Genomic DNA, 13,970 nt, shown 5'->3' with positions numbered 1-13,970 from the left:
CCCCATGCCGCCCTCTCACCGGGCTGAACCGCGCCGATCAGCCCTCGCGAAGGCTCCTGCGCTCGCCCTCAAGGGCCATCAGCTGTCGCTGCAGCGACCGGTAGCTCTCTCGCTCCTTTGGATCGACACGCTGCAACCTGCCGAGCAACTCATGCGACTGGCGGAGCAGTTCACGGTCAATCAGCGCAACGGTGATCTCGCTTACGTACGCCGTGAGGTCGCGCTCCGACCGTTCAGGGATCGGGGCAACGGCGAGCTGCTGTACGACCCCGACCATCGGTGTCGGTACCATCTCGCTGACCCGGGTGAACCAGGCGTCGGTACCGAAGGCATCCATGCTCGCAGCGATCGCGTCTCGCACAACGGCGAGGGTCGGGTTCACAAAGGTGGTGAGCATGGCGCGCTGCACCAGCTCACGCCCGGCCAGGGCCGGGTGTTGGAGGATGGCCATCAGCGCGTCACGCTCAAGCCGTGTCGCCGGGTCGCGGGGCAGGTCGCGGATGGACGCGGGCCGCTCCACTACCTCGGTTGCCTGTCCGCTGCCCTGTCCCTGGCGAGACCGGCTGTCTGCAGCCGCGCTTGCGGATCCCTTCGCGGCCCGGGAGACGGCTGCCTGAACCTCGGGCAGGTCGACGCCCAGGTGTCGGGCAAGCACCCGCGTGTAGCCGGGACGGAGGGAGGGGTCGCGAATGTCGGCGATGACCGGAGCTGCCGCGCGAAGTGCCCCAACGCGGCCTTCGACGGTTTCGAGGTCGAAACTCGCCAGGGTCTGGCGGATCACGAACTCGAACATCGGCTCTTTGTTGTCGACGAGCCGTCGAACGGCGTCATCTCCGCGGTTGAGCCGCAGGTCGCACGGGTCGAGCCCGTCCGGGGCGACGGCGACGTAGGTCTGGGCAGAGAATCGGCGCTCCTCGGCGAAGGCGCGCATGGCCGCCTTCTGCCCGGCAGCGTCAGGGTCGAACGTGAAGATCACTTCGCCGTTGACGTTGTCGTCACCCATCACCCGTCGGAGGGTTTTGATGTGGTCGACACCGAATGACGTACCGCAGGTGGCGACGGCGGTTGTGACGCCGGCCAGGTGGCACGCCATCACATCGGTGTATCCCTCGACCACAACAACACGGTGGCTACGGGAAACGTCACGCTTGGCAAGGTCGAGCCCGTAGAGCACCTGGGCCTTGTGGTAGACCGGCGTCTCCGGAGTGTTCAGGTACTTGGGACCTTTGTCGTCGTCGAGCAACTTACGCGCTCCGAAGCCGATGGTCTGACCGGTGACGTCTCGGATCGGCCAGATCAGCCGCCCCCGGAATCGGTCGTAGACACCCCGGTCACCCTGCGAGACAAGACCTGCTGTTGTGATCTCCTCAACGGTGAACCCCTTCGACCGAAGGTGCTTGGTCAGGGCGTCCCAGCTCTTGGGTGCGAACCCGACACCGAACTTTGCAGCGGCGATGTGGTCGAACCCCCGCTCGCCAAGGAACCGGCGGCCCGGGTCGGCGCCCGGTGTCGCGAGCTGTTCCTGGAAGAACGTTTCGGCGGCGGCGTTTGCAGCCAGCAGCCGAGCCCGGTTGGTCGAGTCGCTCGGGCCTTCGCCGTCTTCGTAAGTGAGCTGGAAGCCGACCCGCTGTGCCAGCCGCTCGACAGCATCCGTGAAGGTGACGTGATCCATCTTCTGCAGGAAGGAGATGGCATCGCCGGACTCACCGCAGCCAAAGCAGTGATAAAAACCGAGCTGTGGGCGCACGTGGAAGCTGGGGCTGCGCTCGTCGTGGAACGGGCAGAGGCCCTTGAGCGAACCGACGCCCGCAGACTTCAGGCTGACGTGGTCGCCCACGATGTCGGCGATGTTCGTGCGCGACTTGACCTCTTCGATGTCGCTTGAACGAATACGGCCGGCCATTCGTCTATCCTACCGATCGGGTGGTGTCGAACAGCTTCTCCACAGGCACCGGTTTACCGGGTCAGCGTTGCGAGGCGTTCGTGCCACGCCAGTGCCGACTGGTCGGTGAGGCTTGCGACCTGGTCGACGATGACGCGTTTGCGTTCGGCATCGTTGGATGCCTCGGCCCAGTCGTCGGCGAAGCCGCGATCGAGCGCATCGGGCCCCTGTGAGTACAGTTCCTCGGCCAGGTCGGTGAGCACGTCGCGCTGTTTGCGGTAGATCGGCTGGCGGGAGTCGCTCGCCATCACGAATGCCGCAACAACACCCTTGAGCACGGCGATCTCAGCGGCAACCTCGTGCGGCACAACGACGCTCGCGCCGAATCGAATAAGGCTCGACTGCGGGTAGGCCGCACGGGTCGCCTGGGTGGCCGACTGCGCGAAGTGTCCGATCATCTGGCTCGTGAAGTTCTTGAGTTTGCCGAGGTCGCGCCGAGAGCCGTCCCAGCTCGACATCCACAACGGATGCGCGGCCAGCCGGTCGAAGGCCTCCGACATGTCGTCGAGGGTGAAGTCGGCGCCTGCCCATTCCTGGACGGCGGCGATAAGAGACGAGTGACCGGCCCGCGCGCTGAGGAACGCGGGGTCGATGTACTCGTTGACGATGGCGTCTTCGAAGTCGTGGACCGAGTACGCGATGTCGTCCGAGAGGTCCATCACTTCGCTCTCGATGCAGCGCTGCCGGTCGGGTGCTCCCTGACGCAGCCAGACGAAGGCGTCGCTGTCGTCGTCGAAGAATCCGTACTTGGCCCGGCCGCCGGGGTCTGTCACAGCCTGCGCGGCTGGCCACGGGTACTTGCAGCTCGCGTCGAGGCTGGCCCGAGTGAGGTTGAGTCCATAGGAACGGCCGTCGTCGCCAAAGACCTTCGGCTCGAGCTTTGTCAGGATGCGAAGGGTCTGCGCGTTGCCCTCGAACCCGCCGATGTCCTCAGCCCAGGTGTTGAGTGCGCGCTCCCCGTTGTGTCCGAACGGCGGGTGCCCGAGGTCGTGCGCGAGACACGCTGTATCGACGACGTCGGGTTCAAGCCCGAGGCTCGTGGCGAGCTCGCGCCCGACCTGTGCGACCTCGAGCGAGTGTGTGAGTCGGTTGCGGGCGAAGTCGAGCCCTGCTGCCGGGCTCAGCACCTGGGTCTTCGCGGCGAGCCGGCGCAGCGCACTGGAGTGCAGCAGCCGTGCGCGGTCACGCGCGAAGTCGGTGCGGCGTGAGGAGTGTTGCTCGGGCAGTGCCCGTTCGTTGTCGTGCTCCGAGTATGTGCCCGGAATCGGAGCGCTATCCGCCACTGGTGTCCGCCTCGGTCTCGGTCAGCGTTCCACGCCCGGCAGCACCCAGGGTGCGCGAGTCGAACCAGCCATCCGGGAGCACCGTACGCTTCGGCGAACCGGCGCGACCGCGCTGGCCCTCGGCGTCCGCACCCGGGTACGGCAATGTCCAGTCGAGGGTCGCGAGCAGTTCGTCGAGCTGTTCGAGCGATTCGACAGTGGCCAGCCGCGCGCGGAGGTCACCGCCAACCGGATATCCCTTGAAGTACCAGGCGACGTGCTTACGGATGTCGCGGCATCCGCGTTCTTCGCTCTCAAAAAATTCGGCGAGCAACTCGGCGTGCCGGCGGAACGTCGTCGCAACCTGACCGAGGGTCGGTCGGAAGCGAACGTCACTGCCGGTGAACGCCGCGGCCAGGTCGCCGAACAGCCACGGCCGCCCGAGGCAGCCGCGCCCGACAACAACACCGTCGCAGCCGGTCTCGCTCATCATTCGCAGGGCATCTTCGCCCGACCAGATGTCACCGTTCCCGAGCACCGGCACACTCGTTACGGTCTCCTTGAGCCTGGTGATCGCCGACCAGTCAGCGTTGCCCGAGTAAAACTCGCTCGCGGTGCGCGCGTGCAGCGCGATGCTCGCCACACCAGCGCCCTCGGCGGCCTTGCCTGCCTCGAGGTAGGTCAGGTGGTCAGCGTCGATGCCCTTGCGCATCTTGACGGTGAGCGGCACGTCGCCGGCAGCCTTCACCGCACCCTCGACGATGTCGCGGAACAGGTCCTGCTTCCACGGAAGCGCACTTCCACCGCCCTTGCGGGTGACCTTGGGCACCGGGCAACCGAAGTTGAGGTCGATGTGGTCGGCCCGGTCCTCTGCAACGAGGATCGTCACGGCCTCAGACACCGTTTTCGGGTCGACCCCGTAGAGCTGGATGCTTCGGGTCGTCTCCGATTCGTGGTGCTGGATCAGCCGCATCGTCTCCTTGTTGCGCTCAACGAGCGCGCGTGACGTGATCATCTCGCTGACGTAGAGGCCGACACCGAATTCGCGGCACAGCCGACGGAACGCGGTGTTGGTGATACCGGCCATGGGCGCGAGGACGACCGGCACGTCGAGGTCGAGTGAACCGATCCTCAGCGCCGGGGCTGGGCTTATCGTTGGCAGTACAGACATGTCCTTCAATTCTCCCAGAAAGCGGGCGTTATCGTGACCGCAGAGCACACGGCAGCCGGTTTGGATCGAATGCGAGCGGATGCCACGTCCCGCGGCCTCGAGATCGACGTCGTTTCGCGTCCGACCGCGGGCAGTCTCGAGGAAGCGGCCGCCCTGCTCGGCATCGACCCTGGCGACATAGTGAAAACTCTCGTGGTGAGACGGCACGACGGAGATTTCCTGTTCGCGCTCGTTCCAGGCGGGCGGAAGATCAGCTGGGCAAAGCTGCGCTCCCTGGTGGGTGTGAACAAGCTGTCGATGCCCTCAGCTGATGCCGCTTTCGAGGCAACCGGGTATCCGCGCGGAACCATCACTCCGCTCGGGAGCACAAACGCGTGGCCGGTGTTCCTCGACGAGACCGCAGCGGGCAGGCGGGTCGCACTTGGAGCTGGCGAGCACGGATTCAGCGCATTCGTCGACGCCGACGCGCTCGTAACCGCTTTCGGCGCGACGGTCGCCGACATCACCGACCCGGAGTAGCCGCGGGTTAGAAACCCGAGCGGAACGCCTTCTCGACAGCAGCGGTCACCGTGGCGAGGGACGGAAGCACGCAGGCGTCGCCCTCGCAAGCGACAGCATCCGTTTCTCCAAGGAGAGTCAGCCGCGGCCGGTTCGTGCTGTCGCTCATACCGTTGCTCCTTCTTCACGTTGCGCCCAGACCTGGTCAAGAACCTGGGCGAATGTTGCTGCTTCCTGTGCGCCTGAGACGCCGTACTTGCCGTCGATGACGAAGAACGGAACGCCCTGGATGCCGTACTCCCGGCCGAGGGCCTGGTCGGCGCGAACGTCGGAGAGGAACTCGCCCTCGGTGAGCGACCGAACAACGTCGTCGCGGTCGAGTCCGATCTCGGCGGCAAGGTCGGCGAGGTCGTCGATCCGACCGACGTGCCTGCCCTCGGTGAAGTACGCCTTGAGCAGGCGTTCCTTCGCCTCGAGCTGCTTGCCGTGTGCCTTGGCGTAGTGCAGAAGCTGGTGCGCTTTGATCGTATTGGTGTGCTTGAGGACGTCGAAGTTGTAGTCGAGCCCCGCGGCCTCGGCGATGCCGGTGACGTGCTCGAGCATTCCCTTGACCTGGTCGGCTGGCATGCCCTTGTGGGTGGACAGGAAGTCGATCTCGTCACCGTCGAAGTCGACCGGGGTATCGGGGGCGAGCTCGAAGCTGTGGTATTCGATAGTCACGTCGGGTGCGTCTGCGCCGGCCTTCTCGGCGAACGCGGCGGCGCCTGCCTCGAATTTGCGCTTGCCGATGTAGCACCAGGGGCACGCGATGTCTGACCAGATGTCGATCTTGATGGATTCACTCACACTGGGGCGAACCCGCGCTCGCTTCCGCGTATTCCCCGCCCCGGTGCGTTTCCTTCCCCGACGGATGCCACGTGGCCGGTAACACACGCACCTTCATCGGCTGCCGCGCGGCAACCGCCCGCGCACTCGTCGGTCCGTAACGACCGGTTTTCTCGCGAGAACGCACCCCAAGGGACCGATGAACCGCAAGCCGTGCACCCGTCGGTCCGTAACGCCCCGTTTCGTCGCGAGAACGCACTCCACGGGACCGATGAACCGCAGGCCGTGCACCCGTCGGTCCGTAACGCCCCGTTTCGTCGCGGGACGCGCTCCAAGCGACCGATGAACCACGCACCGGGGCCCTGCACCGGAGCCGTGCACTGGTGTCCGCATTCGTCGGTCCGCAAGATCCGGTTTCCTCGCGAGAACGCGCTCCAAGGGACCGATGAACCGCAGGCCGTGCACTCGTCGGTCTCCAAGGTTCGGCTTTCTCGCGGGAATGCACTCCAAGGGCCCGATGAACCACGCACCCGGGCCCTGCGCCGGAGCCGTGCACCGGTGTCCGCACTCGTCGGTCCGTAACTACCGGTTTCGTCGCAAGAACGCGCCCTAAGGGACCGACCAAAGGCACGGAGGCGGTGGTGCGCCACGGCGCGCAGCGTCCCGCCGAGTCGGAGCATCCCACGGCCTGCATCGTTGAGCAGCCTCCGACCCGGATCGCTACCCTTGGAGCATGGAAGCGGACTGGATCGAACATCGACGATCGGACGACGGCGAGCGAGTGGGGTGGATGAAGCCCGTCGGTGAGGGATTCGTCGCCATCGATCTGTTGGGGCGTCAGCGCACAGACAGTGTGGACTGGATGCGGGCGGAGGAAACGCTCGACGAACTCGGCTTGGGCTACCTTGCCGACCCGCATGAGTTGCAACTTGATGACGGCTCCTGGCTGCGTGTGCGTATCGCTGAAGTGTCACCCAATGCGATCCGCGTAAAGAAGGACGACTGGGGCGATATGAACGCACCCCAGATCTACTACGCGGTGTCGTTCCCCGTGACGGACGACCAGCTTCGGCCGCTGTCTCGCTGACAGCGAGGCGCTGTTTGGGTCAGCTCGCTCATAGACATCCACCCGACATTGGGGAATGCCGCGACCGGGAAGAGCTATTCGTCCAGCTTGTAGTTTCTTGCGTGGCGAACTGAGTGCTGGGACTATCAGGTGTGCTGACACTCGCTAGCTCCCGTCGCTTCTGGCCAGGCTTTGTCGGCGTTGGAATTGCCGTCGCGTTCATCGCACTCGTTTTGGCCGCGCCGAGCATGGGCGGCGGAGCCTGCGTGGAGTCGTATCCGCTGCAATGCCCCGTGATCGAGATTGACGAAAGCGGCCTTGCGGCAACCGCGGTCGGGCTGATTGCTAGCGTGCTGTTGCTCTTTTTCGCCAGCGCGAGGAACACGTTCAGGGTCCGTGCTTCAGGAGTCGTTGTGGGATTCGCGGTTCTCTTCATTGTCATCATCGTGGGCGTCAACGTGTCGTTGGCGCACAGTATTGAGTTGCGCTACTACTGACACCGTGCAGGGCATCGGCTGCAGAACCTTGCACGAGCGACGGAGCAAGCACGCCGCGGTTCGGACGATCCGCTCAGCCCCGACGCAACTCTCAGGCGCCAGGCTTGTCAACGGCCCCACCGAACCGCCGGTCGCGCGACACATAAAGGCCGATGGCCTCCCACAGGTCCGCGCGGGTGAAGTCGGGCCACAGCGTGTCGAGGAACACCATTTCGGCGTACGCACTCTGCCAGAGCATGAAGTTGCTTGTCCTCTGCTCCCCCGAGCTCCGCACGAACAGGTCAACGTCGGGGAGGTCCGGGATGTACAGCTGGCGCTGGATGGCCTTCTCGGTGATGCCAGAAGGTTTCAAGGTACCCGCCGCAACCTGCTCTGCCAGCTGGCGGACAGCATCCGTTATCTCCGTCCGACCGCCGTAGTTGACACACATGGTCAACGTCAACACATCGTTGTCTGCGGTGAGTTTTTCTGCGTACTGCAATTCATTGATGACGGATGCCCACAGGCGCGGCTTGCGACCGGCCCAGCGCACGCGGACACCCCATTCGTTCAGCTGGTCACGGCGTCGGTGCAGAACGTCACGGTTGAAGCCCATGAGGAAGCGCACTTCGTCAGGTGACCTGCGCCAGTTCTCGGTGGAGAAGGCGTACACGGAGAGGTGCTTGACCCCGACCTGGATGGCGCCGGCGACGACATCGAGCAGCGCCGCCTCCCCCGCGCGGTGACCCTCGACCCGCGGCAGACCCTTACGGTTGGCCCAGCGCCCATTTCCGTCCATCACGATGGCGACATGTTCGGGCACGCCGGCGGCCGGGAACTCCGGCGGGTACACTCCTGTCCAGTCGAGCGGGCGGAATGGGACGGCGTCCTTGTGCGTGAATGGCTTGGGCAAAGTTACTGTGCTCGCTCTCGTGACACGTGGACAAGGGATCGGAGGCCGCGCTCAAGGTGCCACTGCGTGTAGGCGGCGACGACGCCGCTCGCACGGGACCGGAGGGAATCGTCGCTGGAGTCAGCGGCATCCCAGTCTCCGGTGAGCAGCGCGGCGAGGAGTGTGATGACGGTCTGCTCGAGTCGCGGGCTTCCCGGCGGCGCGCAGTTGTCGCACACGACCCCGCCGAGCTGCACGACCATGTGCTGGTGCGGCCCCGGCGCCTGGCAGCGGGCGCAGTCGAAAAAGCTTGGCGCCCATCCGGCCAGCGACAGGGACCGGAGCAGGTAGGAGTCGAGGATGAGGGTCGCGTCGTGGTCGTGCCGGGACAGTGCCCGGAGCGCGCCGACCAGGAGAAGGTACTGCTGCAGCGAACCCTCAGACTCGGTGAGTTTGTCGGCCGTTTCCACCATCACCGTGGCAGCCGTGTAGCTGGCGTAGTCCGCCGCGATCAGTGCACCGTATGAGGCCAGGGTCTCGGCCTGGTTGATCACGTCGAGGGACCTGCCCTCGTAGAGCTGCAGGTCGGCGACCATGAACGGCTCGAGCCGAGCACCGAACTTGGAGCCGGTGCGACGCACTCCTTTAGCAACGGCGCGAACTTTACCGTGCTCGCGAGTGAGCAGCGTGACGATGCGATCGGCCTCGCCCAGCTTGTGGGTGCGGAGGATCACTCCTTCATCACGGTAAACGGGCACAGTCCAGTATCTCGCGTTCCAGCTGAATGGTTGCTCCCCCGGCCGCGTGCCTCAACCAAGGCGAAAGCCCTCCAACCACGGGCTGGAGGGCTTTCGTGCGGATCAGCGAACTTAGACGCCGGCGAGCTCACGCGCGGAGGTCGAGGAGCGGATCGCACGGTTGACCGCTGACACGACGGCCTTGAGAGATGCCGTCGAAATGTCGGCGTCAATACCAACACCCCACAGCCGACGATCGCCGACCTGGAGTTCGACGTACGCCGCTGCCTGTGCGTCACCGGAGGCGCTCAGAGCGTGCTCGACGTAGTCGTAGAGCGTGACATCGATGCCGCGGTCACGCATCACCGTGAGGAACGCGGCGATCGGTCCGTTACCTGTCGCGGTTGCCTCGGACACCTCCTCGCCGTCGCGGAGGTCAATGGTGAGCTCAACGGCACCGGCGAGGCGGCTCGAGGTGCGGGTGGCCTGCAGTTCGAAGCGCCCCCACTTTTCTGTCTCGGTGTTCGCCGGGAGGTACTCGTCCCGGAAGATTCCCCAAATCGCGTCGCTGGTGAATTCACCACCCTGCTCATCGGTGCGGGCCTGAACAACCCCGGAGAACTCGATTTGCAGCTTACGAGGCAGGTCGAGTGCGTGATCGGCCTTCAGCAGGTACGCCACACCGCCCTTGCCTGACTGCGAGTTCACACGAATGACGGCCTCGTAGTTGCGGCCGAGGTCCTTCGGGTCAACCGGAAGATACGGCACTGCCCACTTGAGCTCGTTGACGTCCTTGCCTTGCGCAGCCGCGTCAGCGGCCATCGCCTCGAAGCCCTTTTTGATCGCGTCTTGGTGCGAGCCGCTGAACGCCGTGAAAACGAGGTCGCCTGCCCACGGGCTGCGTTCGTGCACTGAAAGCTGAGTGCAGTACTCCGCTGTGCGCTTGACCTCGTCGATGTCGCTGAAGTCGATCTGCGGATCGATGCCCTGGGTGAACAGGTTGATACCCAGTGCCACGAGGTCGACATTCCCGGTTCGTTCGCCGTTGCCGAACAGGCAGCCTTCGATCCGGTCAGCACCGGCCAGGTAGCCGAGTTCCGCAGCCGCGACAGCGGTGCCGCGGTCGTTGTGCGGGTGCAGCGAGATGAGCACGTTCTCGCGGTGGTTGAGATGACGACTCATCCACTCGATCGAGTCGGCGTAGACGTTGGGGCTGGCCATCTCGACTGTCGACGGCAGATTGATGATGACCTTGCGCTCAGGGGTCGGCTCGAACACCTCGAGTACCTGGTTGCAGACGTCGACGGCGTACTCGAGTTCGGTACCGGTGTAACTCTCGGGCGAGTACTCGTAGTAGACGGTGGTGCCTGGAATCGTCTTCTCCATCTCGCGGCACTTGCGTGCGCCGTGGAGGGCGATGTCGATGATTCCCTGCTTGTCCGAGCGGAACACGACCTCGCGCTGGAGCACGCTGGTCGAGTTGTAGAGGTGCACGATGGCCTGTTTGGCACCGGCGATGGACTCGTAGGTACGCTCGATCAGGTGGTCGCGGGCCTGGGTCAAAACCTGGATGGTGACGTCGTCGGGGATCGCGTTTTCCTCGACGAGGCTGCGGACGAAGTCGAAGTCGGTCTGGCTCGCACTTGGGAACCCGACCTCAATCTCCTTGTATCCCATCTTGACGAGCAGGTCGAACATGATCCGCTTGCGCTCCGGGCTCATCGGATCGATGAGGGCCTGGTTTCCGTCGCGGAGGTCGACGGCACACCAGCGGGGCGCGGCGGTGATCCGCTTGTCCGGCCAGGTGCGGTCGGGAAGGCTGACGTCGAACGTGTCCTGGTACTGGCTGTACTTATGGACCGGCATGCCCGACGGGGTCTGGGTGTTTTGCATCGTTTCTTCTCCTCGCGTGTGATGTTCAGCCAACGATGAACTCCGCGACGAGAGGGCTAAAGAGCTAAGCCTCGCCGCGGCAGCTAAGAAGGAGGGCGTCGAACAACACAGAAACAGGCTAACACCGTTCCGCGCCCCCTCGTACCGAATCTGTGCAGTTTGAAACCAAATACGCTCAATCCGAGCAGATCTGCTCGATCAGGGCCCACGGCGCGGTGGCGCTAACGGGCGGGATGCCCGATCCCAGAACATGCAGCGGCCTCAGGCGCCCTTCGCGTCCGGGGTGATGAGTCCGTGTTCGTAGGCGAAGATGACAAGCTGCACCCGGTCTCGAAGACGGAGCTTGCCGAGCACCCTCGAAATGTGGGTCTTCACCGTGGCCTCGCTCAGGAACTCCCCCGCCGCGATCTCAGCGTTGCTCATCCCCCGCGCCGCGAGGGCGAAGATGCCCTGTTCCCGAGCCGTGAGGCTCGCGAACTCCTCAGGCACCGTTCGGGTGGGAGCGCTCGAACCGAAATGGCTGAAGAGCGCTCGTGTTGCGCCAGGCGCGATCACTGCGTTTCCCGCGTGCACGGTGCGGATCGCCGCGAGCAGGAAGCCAGGCTGGGTGTCCTTAAGCAGGAAACCGCTCGCGCCCTGTCGCAGGGCGTGCGCGGCCCCTTCGTCGAGATCGAATGTTGTGAGAACAATGATGCGGGGCGGAACGGTGCCCGTGGCATCCGCTGCTTCAAGGATCGCGATCGTCGACTGGATGCCGTCCATCACCGGCATGCGGACGTCCATCAAGATCACGTCAGGCTGAGTCTTCTGGGCGAGGGCAAACGCTGCGCGACCATCACCGGCTTCGCCAACGAACTCGAAGTCCGGCTGCGAATCGATGAGCATGCGGATCCCCGCACGGAACAGTTCCTGATCGTCGACGAGCGCGACCCGAATCTTCTCGCTCAACGCACCACTCCCATCTGGGCTGTGTTCGGCACCGGAACATACGCGGTCACCACAAAACGCCCGTTGTCCGATTGTTCAGCTGTCAGCCAGCCACCGACGAGGGCCGCTCGTTCCCGCATGCCTGGAACCCCGTGACCGAATGCGTCTGACGAGAATGGAACGGATGCCACGGCGTTATCCACGCGGACGGCGACGCCCGATTCCTGCCACGTAACGCCCACATCGACGGGAGCGAATCGGTTGCCGTGGCGCAGTGCGTTCGTCAGTGCCTCCTGAAGGATCCGGTAGATCGAGATCTGGTGCCCTGCCGGGAGTTGCTGCTCCATGCCCGTCTTGGTGACGTGGATGTCGAGCCCAGCGCTTCGCATCTGTTCGAACAAGGCGTCCAGGTCGGTGAGCAGTGGCTGCGGGCCCTCGCCCTGCCGATGACGAAGCTCGGCGAGGAGCAGACGCACATCGCCGAGCGCGCCCCTGGCTGTGTCGGCGATCGTGGCCAGTGTTGTGTCCATCGCCTCCGGATTGTTCTTCTGGGCGTACCTGGCACCGTCCGCCTGCGCAATAACGACGGCGAGAGAGTGCGCGACGACGTCGTGCATGTCGCGGGCGATCCGGTTGCGCTCCTGCTCGACCACAACACTCTGCTGCGCGAGGCGCTGCTCCTGCTGTGCCTGCTGTCGACGGATGCTCTCCGCCTTGGCGGCCTGGGAGGTGCGCACCAGCAAGCCGACAGTCCACGACAGGGTGAAGACAAAAATCGCCGCTACGGAGCCGATCAGGGAGCCGAGGACGATACCGGGGACGCTGCCCAGATTCCGGAGGTCGAGGCCGCCCGGCGAATAGAAGAACGAGAGATATGTCGCGGCAAGCACGCCACCGCCAATAGCGGAGACCAGTCCAGCCCACCGCAACCACGTCTCGCCGTAACAGCCTGTGGCGTACAGCACAGCAATGATCGCAATGTTCGACGGCACTGGTTCCATGCCGCTGGTGAGTTGCACGGCGACGGCCGCCCACGCGACAACGAGTGCGAGCCCAGGTGAGATCCGGCGAAGCGCGAGGGCAACCGTCATGCCCATTATGACAATCACCGGAGGCATGCCGTCAGTCATAGGGAGTTCGATTCCACTGACGATGAGCCCGAACAGCGCCGCGACCACGATGTCCACGGTGATTTGCGGCGGCGAGAGGCGACGGAACATACGTCAACGCTAGTTCGTGTCGCAGCCGCGGCGCTGCCAAAAGGGGCCGCTGGAGGTGAAGATCATCCTCCAGATGTACGCAGGCTAAAAGCCGAGGCGTCCGAGCAGCTTCGGGTCGCGCTGCCAGTCCTTGGCCACCTTCACCCGCAGCGAGAGGAACACCTGCTTGCCGACGAGCTTCTCGATCGGCACCCGCGCCTGCTGGCCTACGTCACGCAGCCGAGAGCCGCCCTTACCGATGATGATGGCCTTCTGACTGTCACGCTCGACAAAGATGTTGGCGTAAATGTCCAGAATGTCCTTGTCCTCACGATCGATCATGTCGTCGATGGTGACGGCGATGGAGTGCGGCAATTCGTCATGGACACCCTCGAGAGACGCCTCGCGAATGTACTCCGCGATGCGGTCTTCGAGGTTCTCGTCAGTAACGGCATCCGATGGGTACAGTGCTTCGGACGTCGGCATGAGTGAGATGAGCTCCCGAACCAGAATGTCGAGCTGGAGATCGTTTGTCGCTGACACGGGGATGATGAGGTCCCAGTCGCGGAGTTCCTGAATGGCGGCAAGCTGCTCAGCAGTGGTCGGGCGGGGCGCAGCGTCGATCTTGGTGACGATCGCCACCTTTTTTGCCCGCGGGTACTGGTCGAGCTGTTCGTTGATGAACTTGTCGCCTGGCCCGATCTTCTCGTTGGCTGGAACGCAGAGTCCAATAACGTCGACGTCGCTGAGGGTCGTCTGGACGAGGTCGTTAAGGCGCTCACCGAGGAGTGTGCGCGGGCGGTGAATACCGGGCGTGTCAACGATGATGAGCTGGCCGGCATCGTCGTGGACGATGCCGCGGATGGCTTTCCTGGTGGTCTGCGGCTTCGAACTGGTGATCGCGACCTTCTGCCCGACCAGTGCGTTGGTCAGCGTTGACTTACCAACGTTCGGGCGGCCGACGAACGAGACGAATCCCGCCCGGTACCCGTTGTCGGGAAGAATCTCCCGTTCGGGCTGAATGTGCTCGGTGTTACTTTCCGGCGCCTGGGCGCCGTCTGTCTGATCGTCATGTGTCATGA

Annotated in this window: 14 protein-coding genes; 3 read left to right on the top strand and 11 right to left on the bottom strand. The window is 64.4% G+C overall.

Annotated elements, in window-relative coordinates:
* Positions 1-37: 37 nt before the first annotated feature.
* Genes dnaG through dusB form a run of 3 tightly spaced genes read right to left on the bottom strand, consistent with a single transcriptional unit; the run spans position 38 to position 4,375 of the window.
* Positions 38-1,903, bottom strand: a complete 1,866-nt coding sequence (dnaG, locus tag D9V28_RS04000) for a DNA primase (protein WP_121658377.1) — start codon at positions 1,901-1,903, stop codon at positions 38-40.
* 53 nt (positions 1,904-1,956) lie between these two features.
* A complete protein-coding gene (locus tag D9V28_RS03995) occupies positions 1,957-3,225 on the bottom strand; it encodes a deoxyguanosinetriphosphate triphosphohydrolase (protein WP_121658376.1) in 1,269 nt (422 codons plus the stop codon).
* Complete coding sequence (dusB, locus tag D9V28_RS03990) at positions 3,215-4,375, bottom strand: tRNA dihydrouridine synthase DusB (protein ID WP_121658375.1); 1,161 nt, start codon at positions 4,373-4,375, stop codon at positions 3,215-3,217. Before dusB ends, D9V28_RS03995 begins: the two co-directional genes overlap by 11 nt.
* Positions 4,376-4,444: 69 nt before the next feature.
* On the opposite strand from dusB, the gene D9V28_RS03985 reads away from it, so the two are divergent.
* On the top strand, positions 4,445-4,894 hold the full coding sequence (locus tag D9V28_RS03985) for an aminoacyl-tRNA deacylase (protein WP_121658374.1): 450 nt from the start codon (positions 4,445-4,447) through the stop codon (positions 4,892-4,894).
* Between the two features lie 7 nt (positions 4,895-4,901).
* Here D9V28_RS03985 and D9V28_RS16030 read toward each other — a convergent pair whose 3' ends face one another.
* Positions 4,902-5,042: a hypothetical protein gene (locus D9V28_RS16030; protein WP_183086416.1), complete on the bottom strand. Its 141-nt coding sequence runs from the start codon at positions 5,040-5,042 to the stop codon at positions 4,902-4,904.
* The gene (locus D9V28_RS03980; RefSeq protein ID WP_121658373.1) at positions 5,039-5,719 is read right to left on the bottom strand and encodes a DsbA family oxidoreductase; all 681 of its coding nucleotides are present in this window, start codon (positions 5,717-5,719) and stop codon (positions 5,039-5,041) included. Before D9V28_RS03980 ends, D9V28_RS16030 begins: the two co-directional genes overlap by 4 nt.
* A gap of 712 nt (positions 5,720-6,431) precedes the next feature.
* On the opposite strand from D9V28_RS03980, the gene D9V28_RS03970 reads away from it, so the two are divergent.
* Complete coding sequence (locus tag D9V28_RS03970; RefSeq protein ID WP_121658371.1) at positions 6,432-6,785, top strand: hypothetical protein; 354 nt, start codon at positions 6,432-6,434, stop codon at positions 6,783-6,785.
* Between the two features lie 113 nt (positions 6,786-6,898).
* Complete coding sequence (locus tag D9V28_RS03965) at positions 6,899-7,261, top strand: hypothetical protein (protein WP_147440906.1); 363 nt, start codon at positions 6,899-6,901, stop codon at positions 7,259-7,261.
* Positions 7,262-7,352: 91 nt separating this feature from the next.
* Here the strand turns inward: D9V28_RS03965 and D9V28_RS03960 are convergent, their stop codons facing one another.
* From D9V28_RS03960 to era, 6 genes are all read right to left on the bottom strand, one after another.
* Complete coding sequence (locus D9V28_RS03960) at positions 7,353-8,153, bottom strand: isoprenyl transferase (RefSeq protein ID WP_121658369.1); 801 nt, start codon at positions 8,151-8,153, stop codon at positions 7,353-7,355.
* Positions 8,154-8,155: 2 nt separating this feature from the next.
* Positions 8,156-8,890, bottom strand: a complete 735-nt coding sequence (gene recO, locus D9V28_RS03955; RefSeq protein ID WP_121658368.1) for a DNA repair protein RecO — start codon at positions 8,888-8,890, stop codon at positions 8,156-8,158.
* A gap of 111 nt (positions 8,891-9,001) precedes the next feature.
* Complete coding sequence (leuA, locus tag D9V28_RS03950; protein ID WP_121658367.1) at positions 9,002-10,762, bottom strand: 2-isopropylmalate synthase; 1,761 nt, start codon at positions 10,760-10,762, stop codon at positions 9,002-9,004.
* A 261-nt stretch (positions 10,763-11,023) separates the two neighbouring features.
* Positions 11,024-11,710 carry a response regulator gene (locus D9V28_RS03945; protein WP_220700444.1) on the bottom strand — a complete coding sequence of 229 codons (687 nt, stop codon included), beginning with the start codon at positions 11,708-11,710 and terminating at the stop codon, positions 11,024-11,026.
* Complete coding sequence (locus tag D9V28_RS03940) at positions 11,707-12,909, bottom strand: sensor histidine kinase (RefSeq protein WP_121658366.1); 1,203 nt, start codon at positions 12,907-12,909, stop codon at positions 11,707-11,709. Before D9V28_RS03940 ends, D9V28_RS03945 begins: the two co-directional genes overlap by 4 nt.
* Before the next feature lie 84 nt (positions 12,910-12,993).
* On the bottom strand, positions 12,994-13,968 hold the full coding sequence (era, locus tag D9V28_RS03935) for a GTPase Era (protein ID WP_121658365.1): 975 nt from the start codon (positions 13,966-13,968) through the stop codon (positions 12,994-12,996).
* Positions 13,969-13,970 lie beyond the last annotated feature (2 nt).

Source organism: Mycetocola zhadangensis (genome assembly GCF_003668565.1).
Lineage (GTDB): Bacteria > Actinomycetota > Actinomycetes > Actinomycetales > Microbacteriaceae > Mycetocola_A > Mycetocola_A zhadangensis.
This window is presented reverse-complemented; position numbering and strand designations above follow the sequence as displayed.